Origin of the sequence: Nocardia sp. NPDC047648, assembly GCF_040642815.1 — a bacterium.
Classification (GTDB): Bacteria; Actinomycetota; Actinomycetes; order Mycobacteriales; family Mycobacteriaceae; genus Nocardia; species Nocardia gamkensis.
The window spans coordinates 190,534-215,676 of the sequence record NZ_JBEYSX010000014.1 but is presented as its reverse complement, the minus strand read 5'-3'; the positions used below and the strand labels follow the sequence as shown (position 1 = coordinate 215,676).

The 25,143-nt window shown below is 67.9% G+C and carries 27 protein-coding genes and 1 tRNA gene; 13 read left to right on the top strand and 15 right to left on the bottom strand.

The features are described from left to right. Positions 1 to 107 precede the first annotated feature (107 nt). Positions 108 to 2,402, top strand: a complete 2,295-nt coding sequence (locus tag ABZ803_RS27055) for an MMPL family transporter (protein WP_357043428.1) — start codon at positions 108 to 110, stop codon at positions 2,400 to 2,402. Positions 2,403 to 2,459: 57 nt separating this feature from the next. Here ABZ803_RS27055 and ABZ803_RS27050 read toward each other — a convergent pair whose 3' ends face one another. Continuing rightward, entirely contained in the window at positions 2,460 to 2,714 is a 255-nt protein-coding gene (locus ABZ803_RS27050; RefSeq protein ID WP_357043426.1) for a hypothetical protein, read from the bottom strand. Between the two features lie 210 nt (positions 2,715 to 2,924). Then, positions 2,925 to 3,125 carry a hypothetical protein gene (locus ABZ803_RS27045; RefSeq protein ID WP_040864380.1) on the bottom strand — a complete coding sequence of 67 codons (201 nt, stop codon included), beginning with the start codon at positions 3,123 to 3,125 and terminating at the stop codon, positions 2,925 to 2,927. Between the two features lie 166 nt (positions 3,126 to 3,291). On the opposite strand from ABZ803_RS27045, the gene ABZ803_RS27040 reads away from it, so the two are divergent. The 5 genes from ABZ803_RS27040 (at position 3,292) to ABZ803_RS27020 (ending at position 6,998) form a co-directional block, all read left to right on the top strand. Further along, complete coding sequence (locus ABZ803_RS27040) at positions 3,292 to 3,588, top strand: DUF6191 domain-containing protein (protein ID WP_357043423.1); 297 nt, start codon at positions 3,292 to 3,294, stop codon at positions 3,586 to 3,588. A gap of 55 nt (positions 3,589 to 3,643) precedes the next feature. Then, complete coding sequence (locus ABZ803_RS27035; RefSeq protein WP_357043421.1) at positions 3,644 to 3,967, top strand: carboxymuconolactone decarboxylase family protein; 324 nt, start codon at positions 3,644 to 3,646, stop codon at positions 3,965 to 3,967. A 1-nt stretch (position 3,968) separates the two neighbouring features. After that, positions 3,969 to 4,586, top strand: a complete 618-nt coding sequence (locus ABZ803_RS27030) for a hypothetical protein (RefSeq protein ID WP_357043419.1) — start codon at positions 3,969 to 3,971, stop codon at positions 4,584 to 4,586. Positions 4,587 to 4,638: 52 nt separating this feature from the next. Beyond that, on the top strand, positions 4,639 to 6,045 hold the full coding sequence (locus ABZ803_RS27025) for an amidohydrolase family protein (protein WP_357043417.1): 1,407 nt from the start codon (positions 4,639 to 4,641) through the stop codon (positions 6,043 to 6,045). Positions 6,046 to 6,161: 116 nt separating this feature from the next. After that, entirely contained in the window at positions 6,162 to 6,998 is an 837-nt protein-coding gene (locus tag ABZ803_RS27020; protein WP_357043415.1) for an antibiotic biosynthesis monooxygenase, read from the top strand. Positions 6,999 to 7,004: 6 nt separating this feature from the next. On the opposite strand, the gene ABZ803_RS27015 is transcribed toward ABZ803_RS27020, so the two are convergent. The 4 genes from ABZ803_RS27015 to ABZ803_RS27000 all read right to left on the bottom strand — a co-directional run bounded on the left by ABZ803_RS27015 (position 7,005) and on the right by ABZ803_RS27000 (position 8,712). Continuing rightward, a complete protein-coding gene (locus ABZ803_RS27015; RefSeq protein WP_357043413.1) occupies positions 7,005 to 7,460 on the bottom strand; it encodes a deaminase in 456 nt (151 codons plus the stop codon). A 79-nt stretch (positions 7,461 to 7,539) separates the two neighbouring features. Further along, positions 7,540 to 7,627, bottom strand: a tRNA-Ser gene (locus tag ABZ803_RS27010). 67 nt (positions 7,628 to 7,694) lie between these two features. Then, positions 7,695 to 8,129, bottom strand: a complete 435-nt coding sequence (locus ABZ803_RS27005) for a nucleoside deaminase (protein ID WP_357043473.1) — start codon at positions 8,127 to 8,129, stop codon at positions 7,695 to 7,697. A 43-nt stretch (positions 8,130 to 8,172) separates the two neighbouring features. Further along, positions 8,173 to 8,712 carry a tRNA adenosine deaminase-associated protein gene (locus ABZ803_RS27000; RefSeq protein ID WP_357043411.1) on the bottom strand — a complete coding sequence of 180 codons (540 nt, stop codon included), beginning with the start codon at positions 8,710 to 8,712 and terminating at the stop codon, positions 8,173 to 8,175. Between the two features lie 70 nt (positions 8,713 to 8,782). Between ABZ803_RS27000 and ABZ803_RS26995 the strand changes: the two genes are divergently transcribed. Beyond that, positions 8,783 to 9,721 (top strand): prephenate dehydrogenase, encoded by a 939-nt coding sequence (locus ABZ803_RS26995; RefSeq protein WP_357043409.1) that lies wholly within the window; start codon positions 8,783 to 8,785, stop codon positions 9,719 to 9,721. 41 nt (positions 9,722 to 9,762) lie between these two features. Here the strand turns inward: ABZ803_RS26995 and ABZ803_RS26990 are convergent, their stop codons facing one another. Genes ABZ803_RS26990 through ABZ803_RS26980 form a run of 3 tightly spaced genes read right to left on the bottom strand, consistent with a single transcriptional unit; the run spans position 9,763 to position 14,170 of the window. Next, entirely contained in the window at positions 9,763 to 10,377 is a 615-nt protein-coding gene (locus ABZ803_RS26990) for a putative glycolipid-binding domain-containing protein (RefSeq protein ID WP_084499007.1), read from the bottom strand. A gap of 50 nt (positions 10,378 to 10,427) precedes the next feature. Continuing rightward, positions 10,428 to 12,356, bottom strand: a complete 1,929-nt coding sequence (locus ABZ803_RS26985) for an ABC transporter ATP-binding protein (RefSeq protein ID WP_357043407.1) — start codon at positions 12,354 to 12,356, stop codon at positions 10,428 to 10,430. A gap of 2 nt (positions 12,357 to 12,358) precedes the next feature. Beyond that, positions 12,359 to 14,170: an ABC transporter ATP-binding protein gene (locus tag ABZ803_RS26980; protein ID WP_357043405.1), complete on the bottom strand. Its 1,812-nt coding sequence runs from the start codon at positions 14,168 to 14,170 to the stop codon at positions 12,359 to 12,361. 218 nt (positions 14,171 to 14,388) lie between these two features. Here ABZ803_RS26980 and ABZ803_RS26975 point away from each other — a divergent pair, with 218 nt between their 5' ends. Then, positions 14,389 to 14,667 carry an antibiotic biosynthesis monooxygenase family protein gene (locus ABZ803_RS26975; protein WP_357043403.1) on the top strand — a complete coding sequence of 93 codons (279 nt, stop codon included), beginning with the start codon at positions 14,389 to 14,391 and terminating at the stop codon, positions 14,665 to 14,667. Here the strand turns inward: ABZ803_RS26975 and fadD32 are convergent. Beyond that, entirely contained in the window at positions 14,664 to 16,589 is a 1,926-nt protein-coding gene (gene fadD32 / locus ABZ803_RS26970) for a long-chain-fatty-acid--AMP ligase FadD32 (protein ID WP_357043471.1), read from the bottom strand. The genes ABZ803_RS26975 and fadD32 overlap by 4 nt on opposite strands. A 111-nt stretch (positions 16,590 to 16,700) precedes the next feature. Next, positions 16,701 to 17,951: a KasA/KasB family beta-ketoacyl-ACP synthase gene (locus ABZ803_RS26965; protein ID WP_357043401.1), complete on the bottom strand. Its 1,251-nt coding sequence runs from the start codon at positions 17,949 to 17,951 to the stop codon at positions 16,701 to 16,703. A 337-nt stretch (positions 17,952 to 18,288) separates the two neighbouring features. Between ABZ803_RS26965 and dcm the strand changes: the two genes are divergently transcribed. The 5 genes from dcm (at position 18,289) to ABZ803_RS26940 (ending at position 22,252) form a co-directional block, all read left to right on the top strand. Beyond that, on the top strand, positions 18,289 to 19,422 hold the full coding sequence (gene dcm, locus ABZ803_RS26960) for a DNA (cytosine-5-)-methyltransferase (RefSeq protein ID WP_357043469.1): 1,134 nt from the start codon (positions 18,289 to 18,291) through the stop codon (positions 19,420 to 19,422). Further along, positions 19,419 to 19,847 (top strand): very short patch repair endonuclease, encoded by a 429-nt coding sequence (locus ABZ803_RS26955; protein WP_357043399.1) that lies wholly within the window; start codon positions 19,419 to 19,421, stop codon positions 19,845 to 19,847. Before dcm ends, ABZ803_RS26955 begins: the two co-directional genes overlap by 4 nt. 218 nt (positions 19,848 to 20,065) lie before the next feature. Beyond that, on the top strand, positions 20,066 to 20,791 hold the full coding sequence (locus ABZ803_RS26950) for a DUF998 domain-containing protein (protein WP_357043397.1): 726 nt from the start codon (positions 20,066 to 20,068) through the stop codon (positions 20,789 to 20,791). 105 nt (positions 20,792 to 20,896) lie between these two features. Continuing rightward, positions 20,897 to 21,289 carry a RidA family protein gene (locus tag ABZ803_RS26945; RefSeq protein ID WP_174550015.1) on the top strand — a complete coding sequence of 131 codons (393 nt, stop codon included), beginning with the start codon at positions 20,897 to 20,899 and terminating at the stop codon, positions 21,287 to 21,289. Positions 21,290 to 21,529: 240 nt separating this feature from the next. Further along, a complete protein-coding gene (locus ABZ803_RS26940) occupies positions 21,530 to 22,252 on the top strand; it encodes a maleylpyruvate isomerase family mycothiol-dependent enzyme (protein WP_357043395.1) in 723 nt (240 codons plus the stop codon). Positions 22,253 to 22,509: 257 nt separating this feature from the next. Here ABZ803_RS26940 and ABZ803_RS26935 read toward each other — a convergent pair whose 3' ends face one another. From ABZ803_RS26935 to ABZ803_RS26920, 4 genes are all read right to left on the bottom strand, one after another. Beyond that, complete coding sequence (locus ABZ803_RS26935) at positions 22,510 to 23,625, bottom strand: hypothetical protein (RefSeq protein ID WP_357043394.1); 1,116 nt, start codon at positions 23,623 to 23,625, stop codon at positions 22,510 to 22,512. Between the two features lie 6 nt (positions 23,626 to 23,631). Then, the gene (locus ABZ803_RS26930) at positions 23,632 to 24,144 is read right to left on the bottom strand and encodes a hypothetical protein (protein WP_357043392.1); all 513 of its coding nucleotides are present in this window, start codon (positions 24,142 to 24,144) and stop codon (positions 23,632 to 23,634) included. Positions 24,145 to 24,213: 69 nt separating this feature from the next. Continuing rightward, positions 24,214 to 24,423: a hypothetical protein gene (locus ABZ803_RS26925; protein ID WP_357043390.1), complete on the bottom strand. Its 210-nt coding sequence runs from the start codon at positions 24,421 to 24,423 to the stop codon at positions 24,214 to 24,216. A gap of 254 nt (positions 24,424 to 24,677) precedes the next feature. Next, the gene (locus ABZ803_RS26920; RefSeq protein WP_357043388.1) at positions 24,678 to 25,034 is read right to left on the bottom strand and encodes a hypothetical protein; all 357 of its coding nucleotides are present in this window, start codon (positions 25,032 to 25,034) and stop codon (positions 24,678 to 24,680) included. Positions 25,035 to 25,143 lie beyond the last annotated feature (109 nt).

Below are 25,143 nucleotides of genomic sequence, written 5' to 3'. Positions count from 1 at the left end.
CGGTAGGCAGAAAGCGTCAGTGGAGGCGGAGGCAGGCAGGGCACCCCCGCGAGTGCTGTCTACACGCAGACCCAGCACGATCCCAGTCATCGCTAGGAGAACCACTCGTGTCCGTTTATCTGTACAGATGGGGAAAGTTCGCTTTCCGCCGGAAATGGATAGTCCTTCCTGTCTGGCTCGTCTTGTTCGTGCTCCTCGGTGGTCTCGGGGCACAGCTCAGCAAGCCGATGAGCAACGACTTCAGCATGCCGAACCTGCCGTCCGAACGTGCCAACGAGATCCTCGACAAGCACTTCCCTGGCGCCTCCGCCGCGTTCAAGTTCGACGCGGTCACCGGCACCTATGTCGCCGCGGCCCCGGAGGGACAGAAGCTGACCGACCCGGCGAACCGTGCGGCGCTGGACGCGTTCATCGCCGATCTCGGCAGGCTCGACATCGTCGATCACAGCAAACCCATCGTCAATCCGGTCGAAGCGGCCGACAAGATGGGCTGCCTGGCCACCCCCGACCCCGCGCAGTGCAGCGGCGCCCCGCTGAACGTGCTCAGCCAGACCGCGCCCGCGACCGTCGCGGTGATCAACGTCCCGTTCACGATCGCGAAGTTCACCGACGTCACCGACGCGCAGCGGGAAGAGGCGTACACCGCCGCTGCCGGCGCGCGTAACGCCGGGCTCACGGTCGAGATGAGCGGCTCGATCGCGCAGAAGCAGGAAGCGCCCAGCGGCAAGTCCGAGATGATCGGCATGGCCGTCGCGCTGGTCGTGATGATCGTCGCGTTCGGCGCCATCGTCGCGGCGTTCGTGCCGATCGTCACCGCGATCATCGGTCTCGGCGCGGCCACCTCGCTGATCATGCTCGGCACCTCGGTGATCGAGATCCCCAGCTTCACCACGTTCCTCGCCTCGATGATCGGCATCGCGCTGTCCATCGACTACGCGCTGTTCATCGTGTCCAGGTACAAGCACGAACTCGCGGTCCAGGACTCGCCGGAAGAGGCCGCGGGCACCGCGCTGGGCACGGCCGGTTCCGCCGTCGTGTTCGCCGGTCTGACCGTCATCATCGCGCTGGCCGGCCTGAGCATCGTCGGCGTCCAGTTCATGACCTTCATGGGCCTCGGCGGCGCGATCGCCGCCGGTTTCGCGGTGCTCACCGCGATCACGCTGATGCCCGCGCTGCTCGGCGCGTTCGGTCGCTTCCTGTTCAAGCCGAAGCTGCCGGTCGTCGCCCAGCACGATCCCGAGGACGAGAACTCGGTCACCAACGGCATGCGCTTCGGCAGGCTGATCGGCCGCGTGCCGTGGGTCGCGCTGATCCTGAGCGTCGTGGTGCTCGGCGCGCTCGCCGCCCCCGCGGCCGGCCTGAACCTCGGCCTGCCCGGCGACGACAGCATGCCGAAGACCTCCACCATCCGGAAGGCCTACGAGCTGCGCACCGAGGGCTTCGGCGAGGGCAGCAACGGCGTACTGAACGTGGCCGTCGACCTGAGCGCCGTGCCCGCCGAGAACCGGGACGCGGCGGTGCGGGCGCTGCGCGACAAGCTCGCGTCCTATCCCGGCATGGACTACGTCACCGAGCCGCAGTGGAGCCAGGACCAGCAGGGCGCGCTACTGGACGGCGTCCCGAAGTCCGGGCCCAACAACCAGGCCACCAAGGACCTGGTGCAGGACGCCAGGGAGGCCGAAGGCCAGCTGAAGGCCGAGTACGGCATCGAATACGGCATCACCGGCACCACGGCGATCTACGCCGACGTCGACCACGTGCTGCTCAGCAAGATCGTGCCCTACCTGGCGATCGTGGCGGGCGCGGCGTTCGTCCTGCTGATCCTGGTGTTCCGGTCGATCCTGGTGCCGCTCACCGCCGCGCTCGGGTTCCTGCTGTCGATGGCGGCGACCTTCGGCGCGACCGTGCTGATCTTCCAGGAGGGCAAGCTCGGCCTGATCGAGGACCCGCATCCGCTGGTCAGCTTCATGCCGATCATGCTGATCGGCCTGGTGTTCGGCCTCGCGATGGACTACCAGGTCTTCCTGGTGACCCGGATGCGTGAGGAGTTCGTGCACGGCAGGTCGGCCAAGGACGCGGTGGTCGCCGGCTACCACCACGGCGCGCGCGTGGTGACCTCGGCGGCGATCATCATGATCTCGGTGTTCGGCTCCTTCCTGCTGGAGACCGACGTGACCGCGAAATCGTTCGGCTTCGCCTTGGCGGTGGGCGTGCTGCTGGACGCGTTCATCGTCCGGATGGTGCTGATTCCGTCGCTGCTGGTGATCATGGGCAAGTGGTCGTGGTGGATGCCGAAGTGGCTCGACCGCATCCTGCCCGACATCGACGTCGAGGGCTCGAAGCTGCGTGAGTTGCAGCTGCGTTCGGCCGAGACGGTGAAGGAACCGGTCGGCGTCAGCTGATTCGACGCGCATGGCTCGGCCCCGCATCCGGACTCCGGATGCGGGGCCGAGTGCGTTTCACCCGCTCGGTTGCGGAAGTTCGCAGTCGCCCACTCGCGGATTCACCCCGACGTAGTTGAGTGGGCCCGCGAAGGCGGTGAGACCGATCGTGCCCCAACCAGCGCAGCTGAGCGGGGGGCCGCTGTCGAAATAATGCCGCTGACCGGCCGCGAGCAACCCGATCGCCAGCCAGGCCAGCAGCAGGAAGCCGAATACTCGGGAGCCTGCGCCCGGGCCACGTCTGGCACGCGCACGGGATTCGTAGTCGCGCATCTCATCGGTTCCTTCCGTGCACCCCGGAAGAGGGAATACCCGGACGCACCGACAGCTATCCAACAAAGACCATCGAGATCCCATGCAATTCATAAACAGCAAATGTTCAGTTCACATCGGGGGCCGCTCGGCTCACAGCTCGCCCGCGCAGACGAATAGGGACGGCCGGGTGGGTATGCCCACCCGGCCGCCCCTATTCACTCGATCGAACTACGGACTGGGTTGCGGGACATTGCAATCCGCGACCTTCGGATTCACGCCCATGTAGTTGAGCGGTCCCGCGATGACAGTGACGGCGATGGTGCCGAATCCGGCGCAGTTCACCGGTCCACTGTCGAAGTAGTGGCGTTGTGCTGCGGCGATCACGCCGATCAGCAACCAGATCAAGACGATTACACTTCCGATTCTCATGTTTCTCTCGCGCATCGTTCCCGCGCGGACTGTCCGACGGCGCATCTGGCATCGCGTCCTTCCCGCACTTTCCGTATCGGGCGTATACCCGCGATCTCACCCGTTACCCTCCGTGAAACGAGCAATTTTCGAATCGGTTCGGCGCGGGCGGGTAGCTTCGGTAGGCATGGCGTCGGTGTTGCAGTGGTGGATCCCCGGATGGGTGATCCTGCTCGTGCTGGTGGCGGTCTACGAGCTGACCGTGAACAAACGTCGCAGGCGCCGCCGAACCCCCGTCTCCGGCACGTTCACCGACGAGTTCACCGCGCTGTTCTACGCGACCAAGCGCATGGAGCTGGATCATCGCGAATCCGTGTCGATGCTGCGGGACGAGCAGGACGAGGGCGCGCCGCCGCTGGTCGGGGTCGACCTGGAGCACCGCCGGGTGGTGCTTCGCAAGCAAGCGGATGGCGGTAGCGACTGACGCTGCGCGCCTGCGATTTCCAGCGAAGGCGGCGGTCGTCGGCCAGAATGGGCCCATGCGTGGCTCGATGAGTGAGAAATGGGAGCGGTTCGGTGCGCACCTCGAGACCGCACCGGGGCGGCTGTCGAGCGAGATCCGCCGCGTCTTGCGAGCCAGAGCCGCCGCAACAGCCGATCCGGGCCCGCACGACTCGACGGAACTCGCCACCTTCGCCGAGCTGGTGGCCGACCGGTCCTACCGGGTCACCGAGCAGCACATCGCGGCGTTGAAAGCGGCCGGGCACACCGACGACGAGATCTTCGAGGCGACCGCGGTCGCCGCCTACGGCGCGGCCGACCGACGCCTGCGCGCCGCGCGGCTGGCGTGGGAGGGGAACTGAAATGTGGCTCGAAGCGGTGCGATCCGGCCACGACCGGCCCACCAGGTTCGTGTTGTGGACCATGCGGCGGTTCAGCGGCGTCGAGGTCCCCGCGGTGCTGAAGGTGCTGTTCTATCGGCATCGGTTCTTCGGATCGCCGCTGTCGGACCTGATCCAGGAGGTCATGCGCGGACCGTCGTACTGGACCGTCGCCGAGCGCGAGATCTTCGCGACGCACACCTCCCAGGCCAACGAGTGCCCATTCTGCGCGACCTCGCACGAGGCCATCGCCGGTGCGTACATCGACGCCGACGTGGTGACTCGCGCCTTGGCCGACGGCGCGGATTCCCCGCTGCGTCCCGAGGCGCGCGCCATGCTCGGTTTCCTCGCGAAGATGGCCCGTGACCCCGAGGGATTGACCGCACAGGACGCCGCCGTGGTCCGGCTGGCGGGCGTTTCCCGGGACGCGTTCGACGAGGCCGTCTGGGTCGGCACCTGCTTCAACGTGATCAACCGGATGATGAACACCGTCGGTGCGGGCCCGCTGGAGGGCAGGCAGCCGAGCGTGAGCGCCCGGTTCATCAAACTCTCCGGCTACCGTATGCCGCCGCCGGTGACATTGTTCTCGCGCGGCGTCTGACCGCTTTTCCCGTGATTCACTCGCGTGCCGGATCGATGTGTGTTCTCCTCGAATGGTGAGCCAAGTCCACTTGGGGCACATTTTTCACATCGCCGGTAGCCCCGCTGCCCGCGACGTGCCCGACGCGCTGGCCGATGTCCCGGACGGGGCTCTGATAATCGACGACCGTGGTCGGATCGCATTCTGCGGAACGCGCTCGGATATCCCGGCCGAGTACCGCGCCGAAAAGGTGTTCGACCATCGGCCCGGATTCCTGCTTCCCGGGTTCGTCGACACCCATGTTCATTTCCCGCAGACCTTCGCAGGAGATGCCTACGGCGGCGGCCAGCTGCTGGAATGGCTGGAATTGTGCATCTATCCGGCGGAATCCCGTTACGCCGAAGTGGAGTTCGCGCGAACGGCGGCAGCCGAATTCTGTACCCGGCGCATCGCCGCGGGCACCACGGCGGCAATGGTGTTCGGCTCGGCGTTCCCGCACGCGCAAGACGCCCTGTTCGCCGAAACCCGCCGACGCGGTCTCCGGATGGTCGGCGGCCGTGGCATCCAAACGACCGGAGAGCCGTCGGCGGCGCCCTTGATCACCACCGAAGACGACGCCATCCGCTTGACGAGCGAGGAGATCGACAAATGGCACGCCGCCGACACCGGTGACGTGGCCACCGCCCTGTTGCACGTGGCGATCGTCCCCCGCTTTTCGCTGGCGGTGACCCGACGAACTCTGAACAACCTCGGGGAGCTGTACGACTCGGTGCGCGAACGCGGCGTCTATTTCCACACTCATCTCAACGAGAACAACCGTCCGGGGACCGGGGAAGTCGACACCACGAAGCATGCCTACGGCGTGACCACCTATCTGGACACCTATGACGGGAAGTTCCTGCCCGGATCGGCGGTGGGCGGCAAGAGCCTGCTCGGCAGGCGCAGCATCCTCGCCCACTGCGTGCACTGCCAGGACGTCGAGCTGGCGCGGATGGCGGAAACGGGCACGTCGGTGGCGCATTGCCCGGTGTCGCAGCAGTTCCTCGGCTCCGGCACTATGCCGTGGAAGCGGACACTCGCCTCCGGCGTCACGGTGGCCGCGGGCACCGATTACGGCGGTGGCGACGAATGGCTGATCCCGCAGGTGCTGGCGGCCGCGTTCAAGGTGCACATCTCCGAGCCGGGCGAGCACGGGGTGTCGATGCATCCGGCGGAAATGTTGTTCACCGGCACGCTGGCCGGGGCGCGCGCCTTGGATATGGAAAACCGTTTCGGGAATTTCGACGTCGGCAAGGAAGCCGACTTCATCGTGGTGGAACCGGCGCGCGTTCCGGCTCTGGAACACACGCTGGCACAGGGTATTCGTTCCGAAGACCCCGCACTGGCCCGGGATCAGACGTTGTTCGCGCTGCTGATGGGTATCCGCGAACCCGCGATCACCGAGGTCTATGTGCGGGGTCGCCGCGTCGACGTCGCATAGCGAAGATGGACGCCGCCGCTACCGCCGTAACGGTCTTTCACCGACCGGCGCACGACGCGGCTTTTCGGGACTGGCTCATGCGGATCACCGAAATCGCCCGACATATGGATGGATTCGTGGGCTCATCCGTGGCGGTAACCGAAGGCCCGCTTCTCGAACCGGGTTTCAGCGTCACATTCCGATCCGAACCCGCACTGCACGCATTTCTGGACTCCGCCGAACGAGCGGCCGCACTGTCCGACGGCACAATGCTCGGTTTTCATTGCAAGAGTTCGGATCTGGTCATCGTCGAAGGCGGGTCGCCACCGCCGGGTATCGGCGTGTTCCGGCACAGCGTCGCGCGCGACAAGGAAGCCGAATTCGAGGCCACCGAGGCACGGCTCGTCGCGGTGAGTTCCACGTTTCCTGGATTCGAAGGCGCCGCCCTTTTCCCGTCGGACGGAGGGCGCTGGTTCTCGGTGCTCCGATTCCGAACGGAACGGCAGTTGTCGGATTGGCTGGGCTCGGACGAACGCGCCGCCACCCTACCGGAATTGCGTGCGAAGCTGACCGAGGATTTCACCGTGCAGGCGCACACCACGCCGTTCGGCTCGACCGTGCGAACGGTCGACGGCGAGACCAGGATGACGCCGACGTGGAAGATTGCCATGCTGGTGTTGCTGGTGCTGTATCCGACGGTGATGGTGCTGTCGCGTTTCCTCGGCCCGGTGCTGGACCGGATGGGAGCGCCACCGTGGCTGGCGTTGTGGCTCAGCCAGATCGTGAGCGTGGGCTTGATGAGCTATTACCTGTCGCCCGCGGTGGCGAGCCGGTTTCGCCGGTGGCTCGATCCGATCGACGGCGCGGGCAGGCGGATCAGCGCCGCGGGGGCGGCGGTGGTCGTCGCGCTCTACGCGCTGACGCTGTTGCTGTTCGCGTCGGTGCGCTGGTTGCAGTACTGGGACTACGACTGAATACGCTCAGGACAGGTCGAGATGCCGGTTCATCGACATCGCCGCCTCGGCCAGTTCGGGCAGTTCGAGCACCGTGACACCCGCCTGCCGCAGTTTCTCCACTCCGACGCAGTTCACCACGAACGTCGACGGCTCGCGCCACGCGATCACCACGACCGGGATACCGGCCCGCAGGATCCGGTCGGTGCACGGCAGCCGGTCCTTCGTCGCCCGTTCGGAACAGGGTTCCAGCGTGCTGTAGAGCGTGGCCCGCCCCAGCCGCGGATCCGCCCGTTCGAGCTTGCCGAGCGCCGCCTCCTCGGCGTGCTCCTTCGGCTCGGACTCGCGGGAGTAACCGGTCGCGATCTCCGCACCGTCGGCGACGATCACCGCCCCCACCGAGAACGCGCCCTCGGCCACCGGGCACAAACGCGCGAGTTCGATGGCCCGGTTCATCCAGTAGTGGTGCTCGGGCTCGGTCACCGGATCACCCTCCTTCGGCACACTCGTCCTGCGAAAGAAGAAAAGCCCCTCACCTGCGCGAACAGATGAGGGGCTGGAGCGGTGGCGGAGGGATTTGAACCCTCGGAGGGGGGTTACCCCTCACACGCTTTCGAGGCGTGCTCCTTAGGCCGCTCGGACACGCCACCGCCGACAACCATACCGGACCGTCGCCGGATCACTAAATCGCTTGCTGACCTGCGCTGCCTGGTGGACTCAGCGCTGGGTGCGGAAGAACTCGTCGAGCAGTGCCGCGCACTCGTCCTCGAGCACTCCACCGCGCACCTGGGGGCGGTGATTGAGACGACGGTCGCGCACCACGTCCCACAGCGACCCGACAGCGCCGGTCTTCGGCTCCCACGCCCCGAAGACCAGGCGGCTCACCCGTGCGAGCACCAGCGCGCCCGCGCACATCGTGCACGGCTCCAGGGTGACGGCGAGCGTGGCGCCCTCCAGCCGCCATCCGTCGCCGTGCACCGCGGCGGCACGGCGCAGCGCCAGGATCTCCGCGTGCGCGGTGGGATCGCCGAGCGCTTCCCGCGCATTCGCGGCCCGCGCCAGTTCCCTTCCGGCGGAGTCGAACACCACCGCGCCGACCGGCACGTCACGATCCCCGGCGGCCGCCGCCGCGCCGATGGCGGCACGCACCATGTCGGCGTCCGACGCGAGCGGGTCGTTCGGGAGAACGCCCACGTCAGCGGGGCAGTTTGTCCAGTACCGCGGCGAGTTCACCGTCGAAGCCGAGACGCTGGGCGATCATGGCGAGCTGCTCGTCCGGATACAGATCGGTCTCGGCGAGGATGACGCTCAGCACCGGTTCGGGCAGGCCGAGATCGGCGAGCACCCCGAGGTCGCCCTCCTCCCACGGCTCGACGTCGTCCAGTTCGTCCGGATCGATATCCGGAATCTCCACGTTCAGGGCCTCCAGGACGTCCGCGGCGATGTCGTAATCGATCGCGGCCGTGGCGTCCGAGACGAGCATGCGGGTCCCGCTCGGCGCCGGCCGGAGCACGATGAAGAACTCGTCGTCGATGTCGAGCAAGCCGAACACCGCTCCGGAGCTGCGCAAAGCCTTCAGTTCGTTTTCCGCGGCGGACAAATCGGTGAGCGCGTCCCGGCTCAGCGGGCTGCACCGCCATTTGCCTTCTTCGCGGACAACCGCCACTGCGAACCCTTCCACGTCGTCGTAATCATCCGACGCCGCCCTGTTCGTGCCCGAGCGCTGTGCTGCCATGGCCGCAACGGTAGTCTGCTCGAGCGGAAATGTTGAAGTCGTATGCCAATCTGTTCGGGTGACTTCGGCGATGAAAGCACCCGTATGCGTCCTGGGGACCGGTCTGATCGGTGGATCGCTATTACGCGCGGCCGTCGCCGCCGGCTATGACGGCTGGGGATACAACCGCTCGGCGGCGGGCGCGCAGGCCGCCCGCGCCGACGGATTCGACGTCACCGAAGATCTGCCCGCCGCGTTGCGCCGCGCCGCGGGAACCGACGCGCTGATCGTCGTCGCGGTGCCGATGCCCGCGGTGGACCACATACTCTCCGCGATCGCCACCTACGCCCCCGAGTGCGCGCTCACCGATGTGGTGAGCGTGAAGGCGCCGGTCGCGGCGGCCGTGCGCGACCACGGGCTCGCCGACCGGTACGTCGGCGGTCATCCGATGGCGGGTACGTCCGAATCCGGCTGGGCCGCCACCGATCCGGAGTTGTTCCGCGACGCGGTGTGGGCGGTCGGCGTCGACGAGGGCACCCGGGCCGAGCCATGGACCCGCGTGGCGCGGCTCGCCCTGGACTGCGGCTCGGTGGTGGTACCGGTGGTGGCCACCGAGCACGATCGCGCCGTCGCGCGCATCTCCCATCTCCCGCATGTGCTGGCCGAGGCCCTGGCCCTGGCGGGCGCGACCGGCGGTGATCTGGCGCTGGGCCTGGCGGCCGGATCGTTCCGCGACGGCACCCGGGTGGCGGGCACGGCGCCCGATCTGGTTCGCGCGATCTGCGAACCGAATTCGGCGGCGCTGCTGGAAGTTCTGGACGAAACGCTCACCGTGCTCGGCGCGGCCCGCGACAGCCTGCGTGACGAGACATCCCTCGCGGACCTGGTCGAGGCCGGGCACGACGCGCGGCAGCGCTACGAATCCGCGCGACGCTGGGAGATCACGGATACCCGCCCTGGTGACCAGGATTGGCTGGAACACCTGCGAGCGGCCGGGCAGCGCGGCGGCGTCCTCACCCGGCTGAGCTGATCTCGCGACGGCCGGCGAGTCCGATCGAGGTAAGTGCGGCGTCAGATCCGTTCGGCCAGGCCCGGGTAGTCCAGCAGGAAGCCGTCGGCGTCCACCGTGACCGTGGCGCTGGAGACCGGCGACAGCACGCTGATGCCGTCGGCGGCGCTGCTGTAGATCAGCGTGGCCTCTTGGACGAGCAGGTCGGGCAGGCGGACATAGACCACCGGGACCTGGACGTCCTCGACCGCGTGTTGCAGGTCGTAGCGGCGGATCGGCAGCGTGTTGAAGAACGGGCTGAGCACCACGTCCACGTCGAGGGCGCCTGCGAAGGTGGAGCGCACATGGTTGCCGCCCGCGTCGACGAGCCAGTAGTTCTCCTCGTCACGGGCGATCGAGGCGTGCCGCTCACCGGCGGCCGTCGTGGTGCGCAGCGACAGCCGCTTCGTCGCGCCGTTCTCGTCGGTGACCAGGTCGTACGACGCGCTGAAGGCGGGGTGATCCGCGCTCGCGCCGCCGATCATGCGCCCGGCGGCACGGATGCGGTTGCCATTGAGCTGCACCCGCACCGACTCCATCCGGGTCGCGTCGTGGGCGCGCCAGGTGAGGATCGCCGGCCACCGGGATTCCTGCGGACTCGCGGCGGGGCGCTCGGGGTCGGGGGCTGGGGTCGTCACGTATCTACCGTAAGCGACACCCAGCCCCCGGCCCGCACAACCGCCGCTCATCACACCAGCGACTCCCGCCACGCCGCGTGCAGGCCCGCGAACCGACCGCTGCCCGCGATCAGGGCGTCCGGCGCGCCGTCCTCGACGATCCGGCCGGATTCCAGCACCAGCACCCGGTCGGCGATCGCCACCGTGGACAGCCGGTGGGCGATGATCACCGCCGTGCGCCCGCGCAGCACGGTCTCCAGTGCCCGCTGCACCAGCCGTTCGCTGGGGATGTCCAGGCTCGAGGTGGCCTCGTCCAGCACGATCACCGCCGGGTCGGCCAGGAACACCCGCGCGAACGCCACCAGCTGCCGCTGCCCCGCCGAGAGCCTGCCGCCGCGCTTGCGCACGTCGGTGCCGAAGCCTTCGGGCAGCGCCTGCACGAAGTCGTACAGGCCGACGGCGCGCGCCGCCGCGAACACCTCCGCGTCGGTGGCCTCGGGCCTGCCCAACCGGATGTTGTCGGCCACCGAACCGGAGAACAGGTAGGACTCCTGGGTGACCATCACCACGTTGCGGCGCAGGTCGGCGTCGGACACCTCGCGCAGGTCGACGCCGTCCAGGGTGACCGTGCCGCCGGACGGGTCGTAGAACCGCGTCAGCAGCTTCGCCAGCGTCGACTTGCCCGCACCGGTGGCCCCCACCAGCGCGATCACCTGCCCGGCCGGGATGTCCAGGGTGAACTCCGGCAGCACCGGTCGCGCCCGCCGATCGGGATCACCCGGTTCGGTGGACGGCGCCGAGTGGGCATCCTTCCGCGCGGACGAGTAACCGAACCACACCTTCTCCATGCGCACCGCGCCCGACGCCTTCTCCAATGCCACCGGTCGCGCGGGCTCGGGCACCGACGGCTCCTCCTCGAGCACGCCCGAGATCTTCTCCAGCGCGGCCGCCGCGGACTGGTAGGCGTTGAACACCTGCGCCAGTTCGTCCAGCGGCCCGTAGAACTCGTTGAGGTACAGCAGGTAGGCCGCGAGCACGCCGACCGCGAGGTCACCCTCGATCACCCGCCAGGCGCCGACCACGATGACGGTGACCGTGGTCAGGTTGCCGAGCAGCTTGGTCAGCCCGGCGTAGTCGCCCATGCCGCGCATCGCCGCGGTGGTCGCCTGGCGGTATTCGGAGTCCTCGATCGCGAGCACCGACTCGTTGCGCTGTTCCCGGCGGAAGGCCTGCACCGCCCGCATGCCGCCCATCGACTCGACGAACTGCACGACCACCTTGGCGATCGCGGCGCGCGTGCGCCGGTAGCCCGCTCGCTGCCTGCGCTGCGCCCACCGGGTGACCATGACCAGCGGGACGAATCCGACCAGCACGATCGCCGCCAGAGCCTGATCCAGGTAGATCAACAGCGCCGCGATGGTGAGCACCGACAGGATCGCGCTCAGCGCCTGGTTGAGGGCGCTCTCCAGCAGATCCTGGAGCGTCTCGATGTCGCCGGTGAGCCGCGCCACCACCTTGCCGGAGGTGTATTTCTCGTGGAAGGCGACGCTGAGCCGCTGCACGTGCGTGAACGCGCGGACCCGCAGGTCGAACAGCACGCTCTGGCTGAGCCTGCCGGACACCCGCAGGAAGGAGTACGTGCAGACCACGCCGAGCAGGACCGAGCCGAGGTAACCGGCCACGCTCCCGGCCAGCGGCCCCCAGTTCCCCTCGACACCGCGCGCGATGCCGGTGTCCAGCGCGTGCGCGACGAACAGCGGCGCGGACACCTTCGCGACGTTGTCCAGCACGATGAGCACCAGCGCGAGCGCGGTGAGCTTGCGGTAGGGCTTGACCAGATCGAGCAGCAGCCGCCGGGAGCGGCCGGCCAGCACCAGATTTCCGGTCTCGGTGACCGCTTTGTCCTCGCCCGCGATGCCACGCCAGTCGGCCGCGGCTTCCTCGCGTGCCGGAACGGGCTCCGGTGCTTCGTCTTTCGAGTCACTGATCGTCGTAGTCATCGCTACTCACCTCCCATCAGTTCGCGGTAGCTCCTGCTGGTACGAAGCAGTTGATCGTGGGTGCCCTCCGCGACGATCCGGCCGTCGGCGAGCACCGCCACCCGGTCGGCCAGCGCCGCCGTGGACGGGCGATGCGCGACCAGCAGCGTCGTCGCGTCGGCCAGCACGGTGCGCAGGCGTGCCTGCACCCGCTCCTCGGTTTCCACGTCGAGCGCGGACAGCGGGTCGTCGAGCACCATGATCCGGCTGCGCGCGCCCCCGCCCGCACCGGTGAGCACCGCGCGGGCCAGCGCGAGCCGCTGCCGCTGGCCACCGGACAAGCTCAGGCCCTGTTCGCCGATTCTGGTGTCCAAGCCCCAAGGCAGGTCGTCGACGAACTCGGTGGCCTGCGCGACCTCCAGGGCGCGGCGCACGTCGGCGTCGGTGGCGGTCGGGTCGCCGAGCGCGACGTTCTCGCGCACGCTCGCGGAGAACAGCACCGGATCCTCGAAGGCAACCGACACCAGCGACCGCAGATCGGCGACGCGCATCGCCGCGATGTCGATGCCGTCGATGGTGATCGCACCGTCCGTCACGTCGTACAGGCGCGGGATCAAGTTGAGCAGCGCCGTCTTGCCGCTTCCCGTCGCGCCGACCAGCGCCACGGTCTCGCCGGGACGCACCCGTAACGACACCTCTCGCAGCACATCGTCTTCGGCCTCGGGGAAGGCGAATCGCACGGCGTTCAAGCGCAATTCGCCGCGGATGCGCTCGGGCAGGTGCACCGGGTCGGCCGGATCGGTGATGTCGGCGGGGGTGTCGATGATCTCCCAGTACCGGTCGGCCGCGGTGCGCGCGTCGTTCAGCTCGGCGAGCAGGAAGCCGGTCCAGATGATCGGCCACTGCAAGAAGGTCGCCAGCGTGATGCCCGCGATCAAGGTGCCGAGCGTCATCGTGCCGTGCGCCACCGCGTACCCGCCGTACCCCAGCGCGAACGCGATGGCCAGCTGCGGCAGGCTCACCATGAGCGACCACAACGTCGCGTCCAGGCGCGCTTTCAGCAGCTCGGTGCGCCGTAGCTCCTGCGCCTGCGCGGTGAAGCGGTGGCCGAAGAACACGCCGCGCCCGAACGCCTTGAGCACCCGGATGCCCTGCGCGGATTCCTCTGCCGTCGTGGCCAGATCACCGGACTGGTCCTGGGAACGCCTGGACGCCACCGCGTATCGGCGTTCGAAACGAATGCAGCCGATCACCAGCGGGATCGAGATCACCGCGAAGATCAAGCCGATCTGCGGGCTCAGCCCGATCAGCACGAGCAGGCCGACCGGGATGATCACGCAGTGGACCAGCAGGAACGGCGCCGCGAAGGACACGAACCGGCGCATGGTGGCCAGATCGTCGATCGCTCGCGAGAGCAGCTGACCCGACTCCCACGCGTCGTGCCTGCCGATCGACAGCGCTTGCAGCTTTCGGAAGATCTCGGCGCGCACCGTGATCTCGAACCGCGTCGCGGGCGCGGCGATCAGCCAGCGGCGCCCCCACACCCCTGCGGCCTCCACCAGGCCGAGCGCCGTGACCGCGGCCACCGGCCCGAGCGCGCCCGCGAGATCGCGGTGGGCGACCGGGCCGTCGATGATCCGGGCGATCATCAGCGGGATGACGACGGCCGTCAGGCCGGACAACACCGCGAGGCCGCTGGCGGCGAGCAGGATGCCGGCATGCGGACGCAGGTACGGCCCGAATCGGCGCAGGGAATGCAGGCGGCCCGTGGCGGCGGGCCGCCCCGTTCTGTCGGCCTCCGGTTCGGCCGACGAAACGTCCAGTGCGACAGACAAGACTCCCCCTCGAGGTATGTGACTGGCGGCGGAGAACGGGACCCACGGTGATGTTCGCAGCGGGGTCCGACATTCCAGGGTCGCACCGGAACGTGTATCGACCAACCGATTTTCCGGCTGCCGCCGGAGATCCGCGGCGACGGGTGCGACGCTCATTCGCCAAGCCAACAACCTCGAGTGAACTCGAGGTCAAACCGCAAAGATCTAGACTTCCTCCCATGCTGATCGTCGCCGGGTATCTGCGGGTCACCGATCGCGACCGCTACCTCGACAGCTGCCGGGAGGTGGTGGCGCTCGCCCGCGCCTGCGACGGCTGCCTGGACTTCAGCCTCGGCGCGGACCTACTCGAACCCGATCGGGTGAACGTCTACGAGCGCTGGACCACCCGTGCCGCGGTGGAACGCTTCCGCGGCACGGGTACCTCTGGCGACCTCGACGACCGAATAGTGGGCGCCGACGTCCGGGAATTCGAGTACGAGGCCGAGACCCGCCTCTAGCCGACGACCGCCGTCTCCGACTCCCACTCCTGCGGCGCGTCCGGGAACGCCTGCTGCTGGTGGCCGCCGCGCAGCGTGCCCTCCAGATAGGCCGCCCGGCAGGCGCGGCGGGCGATCTTGCCGCTGGAGGTGCGTGGAATCGAACCGGCGGGCACCAGCAGCACGTCCCGGACCATGACGCCGTGGCGATGCGCGATCGCGGCGCGCACCGTGTCGGCGACCGACTCCGACTCGAGCTTGCCCGCACCGGTATTGCGCTCGGCGACGATCACCAACTGCTCGGAGGCGTCCTCGGCGTCGAACGCCAGACCGGAGCGGCTGCCCTGCTCGAAGACCAGGGCGGGCAGTTCGTTGGCGGGCACCGAGAACGCCGCGACGAAGCCGGGGCGCAGCGCCGTGCTGGATTCCTGGGCCGAGAACTCCAGGTCCTGCGGATAGTGGTTGCGGCCGTCGACGATGACCAAGTCCTTGACCCGGCCGGTGATGTACAGCTCGCCGTCGAGGTAGGCGCCGAAATCGCCGGTGCGCATCCAGTTGGCGTCGGGCGGCGTGCCCTCCGCGTGACTGCCCTCGGGCAATCGGGCGGCCAGTTTCGCGCGGAAGGTGGCCTCGGTCTCCTCGGGGCGCCCCCAGTACCCGATGCCCATGTTCTCGCCGTGCAGCCAGATCTCACCGACCTCGCCGTCCCGTCGCTCGGTGCCGTGTTCGGCGTCGACGATCACCGCCCACTGCGACAGCGCGACGTACCCGCAGGACACCTGCGCGATGGCGTTCTCGGCGTCCGCGGCGACCTCGACCATCCGCCCGGCGTTCAACTCGGTCCGGTCGACATGCACGACCTTCGCCTTGTCCCGGGCCCGGGTGGCGGAGACGAACACCGTCGCCTCGGCCATGCCGTAGGAGGGCTTGATCGCCGTCTCCGGCAACCCGTACGGCGCGAACGCGTCGTTGAACTTCTTCATCGACGACACCGACACCGGTTCGCTGCCGTTGATCAGCCCGATCACATTGGACAGATCCAATTTCTCGCCCGGCTTCGGCTTGCCGCGCGCCGCGGCGTGTTCGAACGCGAAATTGGGTGCGGCGGCGAATGTCCCGGCGCCGTCGGAGGCCGCGGCCAGCTCCTTGATCCAGCGATAGGGGCGGCGCACGAACGCGCTCGGCGACATGATCGTGATGAATCCGCCGCCGACCGTCGGCAGGATCACGCAGAGCAGGCCCATGTCGTGGAACAGCGGCAACCAGGTGACCCCGCGCGAATGCTCGGTGACGCCGATGGCATCGATCATCTGCAACAGATTCGTGCCCACCGCTCGATGGGTGATCGCTACGCCCGCGGGCGTCCGGGTCGACCCCGAGGTGTACTGCAGATAGGCGACGCTGTCGATGTTGATGTCCGGGCGAACCCACGAGGCGCCGACGCTATCGGGGATCGCCTCCACCGCGATGATGCGCGGACGCTGCTGCGGCGGCAGATGCCGGAAGAATTTCCGCACGCCGGCGGCCGCGGAGCCCGAGGTGAGGATCGCCGCCGGAGTGCAGTCACCCAGCACCGCGTGCAAGCGGTCGGTGTGGCCCTGTTCCTCCGGATCGAACAGCGGGACCGCGATAGTGCCCGCGTACACCGCGGCGAACAGCGAGACGACGTAGTCGAGTCCTTGCGGAGCGAGAATCGCCACTCGATCGCCCGGCTGGGTGACCTGTTGCAGCCGTGCCGCCACCGCGTGCAAGCGCACACCGAACTGCCGCCAGGTGAGTTCGTGGTACTCGCCGTCCCTTTCCCGGGAGTAGTCGATGAAGCGGTAGGCGAGTTCGTCGCCGTTCTCCGCGCTGTGCTTGTCGACGAAGTCGATCAGGGTCCTGTCGCCGCGGATTCTGATATTGCCCTGATCGTCCAGATAGTCGTCGAAGGTTTCGTCGATCATCGCCTTATCCTTTTCCAGCGCACAGCCACTCAGGGCGTGCAATGACACCGAACACAGGTCGATAACGAAGCGCCGGGAAGGTTTGCAGGTGTCCCGGCCACCTGGCGGTCAGTACCGTCCGAAGGCGAGCGCGACATTGTGCCCGCCGAATCCGAACGAGTTGTTCAGGGCGTAATCGATGCGTCCGGGCCTGGCTTGGCCGTGCACCACGTCCAGATCGATGTCCGGATCCTGATTGTCCAGATTCAGCGTGGGCGGAACGATTTCGTCGCGCACGCTCAGCACCGTGAGCACCGATTCGAGCGCCCCCACCGCGCCGATGGAATGACCGAGGGCCGATTTGGGCGCGTAGACCGACGCGTGGTTGCCCACCGCCTGGCTGATCGCGCGCGCCTCCGCCGTGTCACCGATCGGAGTGGCGGTCGCGTGCGCGTTGACGTGCGTGACATCGGTCTTGGCCAGACCCGCCGTGCGCATCGCACGGGTCATCGCACGCGCGGCCCCGGTGCCCTCCGGATCCGGCGCCACCAGGTGGAAGCCGTCGGAGGTGATGCCCGCGCCCATCAGCCGGGCGTGGATGGTCGCGCCGCGCGCTCTGGCGTGCTCCTCGGTCTCCAGCACCATCAGCGCGCCCGCCTCACCGAAGACGAAGCCGTCCCGCTCGGCGTCGAACGGACGTGAGGCGCTCTTCGGCGCGTCGTTGCGGGTGCTCATCGCGCGCATCATGCTGAACGCCGCGATGGCGAGGGCCTGGATGGAACCCTCCACGCCGCCGGTGACCACCACGTCGGCGTCGCCCATGACGATCGCCCGCCACGCGTTGGCGATCGCCTCCGCACCGGAGGAACAGGCCGACACCGGCGTCGTCACCCCGGCGCGCGCCCCGAGTTCCAGCGCGACGCAGGCGGCGGCGCCGTTCGGCATCACGGCCTGGACGGTGTACGGCGACACCTTGCGGTAACCCCCGTTTCGCAGCTTGTCCCGAGCGTGGATCATCGCCTCCGCGCCGCCGAGCCCCGTGCCGATCGACACCGCCAGACGGTGCTTGTCCACCTCGGGACTGCCCGCGTTGCGCCAGACCTCACGCCCCAGCACGACGGCCAGCTGTTCCACGTAGGCGAGCCTGCGGGCCTCCGCCACGTCCAGATACGTCGCGGGCGGGACCTCGAGATGGCCGCCTATGCGCACCGGCAGTTCGAATTCGTCGATGAAATCGTCTTCCAGGACGTCGATACCGCTGTCGCCTTTGAGCAAGCCCTTCCACGTGGAATCCACGTCACCCGCGAGGGAGGTGGTCGCCGCGAGGCTGGTGACCACAACAGGGGGGAACTGTCCGTTTCTGGTGGAAGGCATCTGCATGTTTCGCTCACTTTCCCTAGCGTCGCTCTGGAACGTCGTCGAGCAGAAAGCAATGCGCGAGCGCGCCACCACGATCGTGGGCGGCCCGCACAGATGGCACTGGAGCGCAGGCGGAACGGCCGGTCATCACGTCCCTGTGCGACCACCCTTGTGCATTATTGGAAATGCGCACGGATCGCACTGCGTGACACGCGGACCGTACCAGGTGCCGAGACCGATGGTCGCGTGTTCGGGTATCGCCTCGGACGACTCGAGTAACCTGCTCCCCGGGCACGGGACGCGCGGGCGGCGTCCGGGTGTGGACGCGAGAAAGGGTAGGTCGTTGACGGGCGCGCGGATGGTCGGGCTGTTCGCCGGGATCGGCGGACTCGAGCTCGGCCTCGGCAGGCACGGCTGGCACACCGAGCTGCTGTGCGAGATCGAGCCCGGGGCCCAAGGGGTGCTCGCCGCCCGTTTCCCGGACGTGCCCCTGCATTCCGACATCACCCGGCTGCGGGCGATCCCGGCGGGGACGGAACTGGTCGCGGCGGGATTCCCGTGCCAGGACCTGTCCCAGGCGGGGCGCACCGCGGGCATCACCGGCACGCGCTCGGGCCTGGTCGACGAGGTGTTCCGGCTGGTGCGCCGCAAGCGCGGCCCACGCTGGCTCCTGATCGAGAACGTGCCTTTCATGCTCCAGCTGGGGCGCGGCGCGGCGATGCGGCACATCACCGGCGCGCTCGACGAACTCGGCTACACCTGGGCCTACCGCGTGGTGGACGCCCGCGCCTTCGGCCTGCCCCAGCGCCGACAGCGGGTACTGATGTTGGCTTCCCGCACCGAGGACCCGCGCGGGGTCCTGTTCGGCGAGGACGCCGGTCCCCGCGTGATCGGCGATCCCGAGGTCGATCCGTGCGGCTTCTACTGGACCGAAGGGGTGCGCGGGCTGGGCTGGGCGGTGAACGCGGTTCCGACGCTGAAGGGCGGCTCCGCGCTCGGCATCGCCAGCCCGCCCGCGGTACGGCTACCGTCCGGGGAGATCGTCACGCCGGGGATCTCGGACGCCGAACGCCTCCAGGGCTTCGACCCCGGCTGGACGGCACCCGCCACCGAGATACCGGGCATCCGCAAGGGTCACCGCTGGAAGCTGGTCGGCAACGCGGTGAGCGTGCGGATGGCGGCCTGGGTGGGATCGCGGCTGGCCGCTCCGCTCGACCCGATCTCCGGGGATCAGCCGCTGGCGCCGGGCACGCCGTGGCCGGTCGCGGCGTGGGGGCGCGCCGGTACGGCCTATCGGGTGCCGGTCTCGACCTGGCCGGTGCACGAGCCGTACGAGGACCTGGCCCACTTCCTCACCGACGCGCGGTTGCTGTCCGCCCGCGCGACGGCCGGATTCCTGCGCCGCACCACCATGGGCAGTCTGCGTTTCCCGCCCGGCTTCCTCGCCGATGTGGAATGCCATCTGGATCGGATGGGCGGCTGGGCGGCATGAACCGGCCCCCTACCGACGCGGCCACCAGCGCGCGGATGGCGCGCCAGCGGCGCACCGGAACCGATCCCGAACTCGCGCTGCGCCGGGAACTGCATCGCCGCGGGCTGCGCTACTTCGTCGACCGCGCACCGATCCGGGGCCAGCGCAGGCGCGCCGATCTGGTCTTCCCACGCCGGCGAGTCGCGGTCTACGTGGACGGCTGTTTCTGGCACCGCTGCCCGCAGCACGCCACCGATCCGAAGAACAACGCCGAATGGTGGGCGGTCAAGCTGGCGGGCAACGTGGCCAGGGACCGGGCCACCGACGCGGCGCTCGTCGCGGCGGGATGGCGCGTGGTCCGCGTCTGGGAGCACGAGGATCCCATCAGCGCGGCCGATCGCGTCCAGGCCGAGTTGTCAGCGGCGGTGGCGCACCCGCACGAGTGAACGCGGAGCGTGTGCGGCCAGATAGCCGGACATCACCATCACTGTGATGACCGCGATTCCGGCGGCGGCAGTCGCGAAACCGAGCATGGGGACCTCCTCGAGTTGCAGCTGTCGACCAGCGTGCCGGGCGAAGCTGACAAGACCCTGTGCCCCGGATGGTAATGACGTGTGCGGCCCGTCGCTGTCCGGCGCGCTCTAGAAACCAGCACAATGGGGACGTGACGGATGGCTCGGACATCGCCGTTCGGCGGCTGCGACCGGCAACTGTGCTGGTCGCCGCGGCGATCGCGATCGCGGGGCTCTGCTATTCGTCCTGGGTGCTCCAGTTCGCGCTGAAGATCGATCTCGACCCGGTCGACACGTTCCTCAGCGAACTGGACGCGGAGGGCAAGCCGTACCGGGAGGTGTTCGCGACCGCGGACCTGATCGTCGGGGTGTCGCTCATGCCCGCCGCCGTCGCGGGACTGCTGTCGTTCCCGCGCCGCAGGATGACCACGGTCGGCTGGATCGCGCTGTTCTGCTTCGGCGCGGCGACCATCGCCGACGTCCTGCTACCGCTGCGTGACTGCACGCCAGGCGAGAGCGGGTGCGGCGGCCCGAGCGAACTGTTTCCGCAACTGCATCAGCCGCACGCGCTGACGAGCACGCTGGCGGTCACCTCGATCGCGGTCGCCGCGTGCGCCTTCAGCCTCGCCGCGTTCCGCTACCGGCGCTGGCGGGTGCTGCGCGAATTCGGCTTCGTCGTGCTGGTGATCGGTGCGCTGGCGACGACCTGGATGCTGGTGGCCGACAATCTGCCGGGCAACTACGCCCTCGGGATAGCGCAGCGGATCCAGGTGGGTGCGATGTCGCTGTGGTTGATCGCCTTGGCGGCCGCCGTCATCGTGGAGAGCCGGGAGCGGACCGAGCCGAGCCGATTACCGAGTCGCGCGGACGGATCCTGACGACTGCACGCCCACCCTGTCACCGTTTCGGATGTCGACCGGCAGGTGCCTGCACTCGACTGTCCGGCACATGGCCGCGCTCGGCGCCGTGCGATGCTTTCGCCCATGAGCGATCGCGTGAACATCTCCTCGGGTTCGGAGTTCGAAGACCTCGTCGGCTACTCGCGGGCGGTCCGGCTCGGCGATGTCGTCGCGGTCAGCGGAACCACCGCTTCGGCCCCCGGCGGCACGGCCGTCGGCGGCGACGACATCGGCGAGCAGACGAGGGAAACCCTGCGGCGCATCGGCTCCGCGCTGGAAGAGGCCGGCGCGAGCCTGGCCGACGTGGTGCGCACCCGCATCTTCGTCACCGACATCGCCCGCTGGCCCGAGGTCGCCAAGGCGCACGCGGAGGTGTTCGGCGAGATCCGTCCGGCGACGGCCATGTACGAGATCAAGGGCTTGATCACCCCGGCGCTGCTGGTCGAGATCGAAGCCGACGCGATCGTCGCCGGGTAGGGCGCCGATCGACGCAATTCCTTCGCGTGCCCGCAGTCCGCGCACACGCTGGTCGACGGGTTGATCGCGCTCGACTGCGGTCCGCCGACCGGACCCGCGATCGCCGGTGACCGATGCAAGGGCGCGCCCATCACGCCACGCGGGCCCTCGGATTCCGCGTGGCCCGGATAAGCCGTTCCCAGAACGAACCCGGCCCGTCGTTCGCGACGAGCCGGGTTCTCTCTCGCTAGGGTCGAAACCGTGACCACCGCCTCGCAGACCCCCGTGCAACTCGACACCGTCGCCGAGGCGACCGCCCGCCTGCTCGACACCATCCGCGGCCTCGACGAGCATGCCGTCACCGAACCCTCCTCGCTGCCCGGCTGGACCCGCGGCCACGTCATGGCCCACCTCGCCCGCAACGCGGACAGTCTGGTGAACCTGCTGCTGTGGGCCCACACCGGCGTCGAAATCCCGCAGTACGCCAGCGCTTTCCTGCGCGACAGCGACATCGAAGCGGGCGCGCCCCGCCCGCTCTCCGAACAACTCGCCGACAACGAGGCCGCCGCCACCCGCTTCCTGGGCCTCGCCCGCTCACTCACCGACGACGCTTGGCAAGCGCAGGTCCGCACCCGCCAGGGCCGCCCCATCCCCGCGACCGAAGTCCTCTGGATGCGCCTGCAAGAGGTCGAAATCCACCACGTCGACCTGAACGCGGGCTACACCCCCGCCCACTGGCCCGCCCCCTTCGTCGCCCGAATCCTCCCCCAGGCCACCGCCGACCTCACCCGTCTCACCACCGACACCCCCCTCGCCCCCTTCACCCTCCACGCCACAGACTCCGACTTCACCGCCACCATCGGCCCCACCCCCGCCACCCACACCATCTCCGGCCCCGCCTCCTCCCTCGCCGCCTGGCTCCTCGGCCGCACCCCCGGCCCCGACCTCACCGGCGACCTGCCGAACCTCCCCGCCTGGAAATAGCGGAACAGTTCGATCACCGTGACGATGCGCACCTACATGGACGCCATCGACGCCGTGCAGGGCGATGCGGTGACGGGCATGGACGCACTGTCGAGTGACATTGTCGCCAAATGGTGTCCTCAGGAGTGGGTCACCATTGACAGGGGAGGTCTTTAGCCCACACAAGAACGTGCCGCCAGATTGGCTTCTGAGCGATGAAATCGGTTGGACCCACCTCCTGAGGCAAGGGCGGCGCTGTGAGCAGCGGCGGAAGTCGGTTATCGGTCGCGAGATATTTCACGTGAGCGTTCCTGCCCTTGCCCAGTGCCGCCACGCACAACGCCTGGCGCATGACCAGGTGGCTCCCGCACCGCCGCTGATGGTGGTTGCGCTTGGCCGAGTTCGAGAAGCTTCACCACTTCCGGCGGCACTCCCCGGGCTTGGAGGCGTGCCAGTTCTCCCGCGCGTTCTTTGTTGTCGGCTGCCTCGCGGGCAGTGCGGGCTTCTTCGCGCGCTTTCTCCTCCGCTCTGCGGGCGTCGGCTGCTGCACGCTCCAAGCTGGCGGCGTCGGCTGCCTCTCGGGCCGCCTGTTCCCCAGTATCGGCGGCTTCCCGTAGCTGAGACTGTTCGGGCACCGGGAATCCCAGCGCCACCCGTTCGGCAGCCTCACGTTCGATCCGTGCACCGGGTGTTTCGCGCGCCTGCCTGGCTAGCTTGGCTTGTTCGTGCGCTTGTCGCTCGCGCTCGACTCGCGCGGAGGCTGCCGAACGGCCACGCGTAGCACCGTCGCGGAATCTCAGCAGACTCCGGAACTTCTCGGCTCGCTCGCGTGCCTTCTTCGCCAGCTCCGCCAATTTCCCCCGCTGCTCGCGCTGCTGCGCCTTTTGCTGCCGCGCCTTCTCGCCTACACCAGGCAATTCGAGCTGCTGGCCCCGCTCCAATTGCAGACCGCGTGCCCAGATTTCGCGGGCATCCGCTCGGGGAATTATCTGATGCGTGAACCGGTCCCCGAAATCCTGAATCAGTCCTCTGATCAGGTCTTGAGCATTTTTCGAGATGAACTCGCCTTCGACCGAACGCAGCGTGTGATGATTGATCTCTCTGCTGTCGAGAAGTTCCCTGATTCCCCTGAGCTGCTTCTCGTCCTTCCGTCCTTCGATGCGGCCCGACTTTTCTTCGATAGAATCGGCACTGCTCCGGTTATGCTCGTTTTTGATCTTGTCGAACTGGATTCGTTCTATGCGGCCGTTGCGGTCTCGGAACTCATATTTGCGCGATCCCCGCGTGTATCCGTTTTCACGATCACGAAAGAATCTGTCGGTGCCGTTCTCGAAGATCCTGCCGCGCTCGTTCTGTTCGAAATCGTCGCGATCCCTACTGTAGCCGTCACCCATTGAGGCCTACATCAGATTGTAGTATTTCCTTCGCAGGTCGGCAGTGATGTGAATGAAGCCGTCACCGTATTCCATATTGTGGTGGATCATGGAGTCGATGTAGTCGAATACGGTGCATTCGTCTTCGTCACCGTCGTAATCCACCCATCGCAATGCCGGATTCACGCCGCGGCCATAGAACGATTTATCGTGACCATATTCAGTGTGGTCGACCCATTCGCCATCCACGTATTTCTCGAAACATGCGCCGAGGAAGCAAATGAATGCATCGGTCATATCCTGGTTTTCGGGAAGGTACGGCGTGTCCGGATCCGGGAACAGTTCTCTGCATACATCGTTCAGCCGGTCCAGGTCCGGAGAGTCTTCGGGCCACAGCTTCGAAGGAAGGCGTTGCAACCCCGCATGGTTCAAGAACTTCCGCACCTGCGCCGCACGCCGGTCGGGATCGACCCATTTCCCCCATTCGGTCTGCTCGACGGGTACGCCGAGGTCCATGGTCAACTGCTCGTCAGTCCCCATGCCTAGCTCCTTCTCGTCATGGTCCGAACAGGTCAGTGTCGCGCGTGCACGGTCACCGGGCAAGGAGCATCATCGCTCGATATACAGCCGTTCACACGGCAACCTGGGCCAGCCCTCAGCACTATCAGGGAGCACGTTCACGGCGTCGACGTAGTGCCGTTCCCGATGCTCTTGAACGAACAGTAGGGCGGCAGTGAGGCAGGCCGCGAAGTCGAACCGTGCGCCGTGCAGGAAAACCGACAGATGCACATCCGGTTCGTTCGGCAGCGGAGAAGTCATCACATGCCCCGTTCCCGGAACCACCGGTAGTCATCGCGAATCACGATCTCCGCCACCACCCGAGTCGGACACTGCAACGGGTCGCAACCCTCTCGCATGTCCAGTCCTTATCCGCAGCGTCACGGTTCATCAGCGGCAGTGCCGGGTTGCTGTGCGAAGTCAGCTGGTCATGCAGCCGCGCTGACGCCGCCTCAACGTCGAATTCGCGCGACTTGCCGCGCTGGAGTAGTTGCAGGTCAGGCCGTTCGGGCTCATCACTGTCCGGCATAAGCCAGTACCCGACGACGTTGCGCCCGCTTCGCTGCCGCGATGTCCCGTATTGCCCGCACTATCAGCCAGCCGGAAGGGCGAACGTGGCTGTCGGGGCGCACGATCCACGCGCGAAACGCGGTCCCGCGATCAGCGGGGCTCGGCAATCCGATCGTTCCGCCATCGCGCACGATGGACACGTTGAACCGGAACATCTCAGCGAACAACGGCACATCATCGGGCACGTCCGGGCGGATGATGAACGTCCAGCGTTGCGACCGTGGATGCGAAAGGATCGGACCCAGCTTGTAACCCTGGTTCTGCATCCACACCTTCACGTCGTGCCCCAGCACGGCGGGCATCGTGATCGCCCACACCGAACCGCAACGGGCCACGATCCGTCCCACATGCGGAGGGTCGACTCTCGCGGGTATATCGCACACGTTCCGGTAGTAGTGGCATCGAGACATC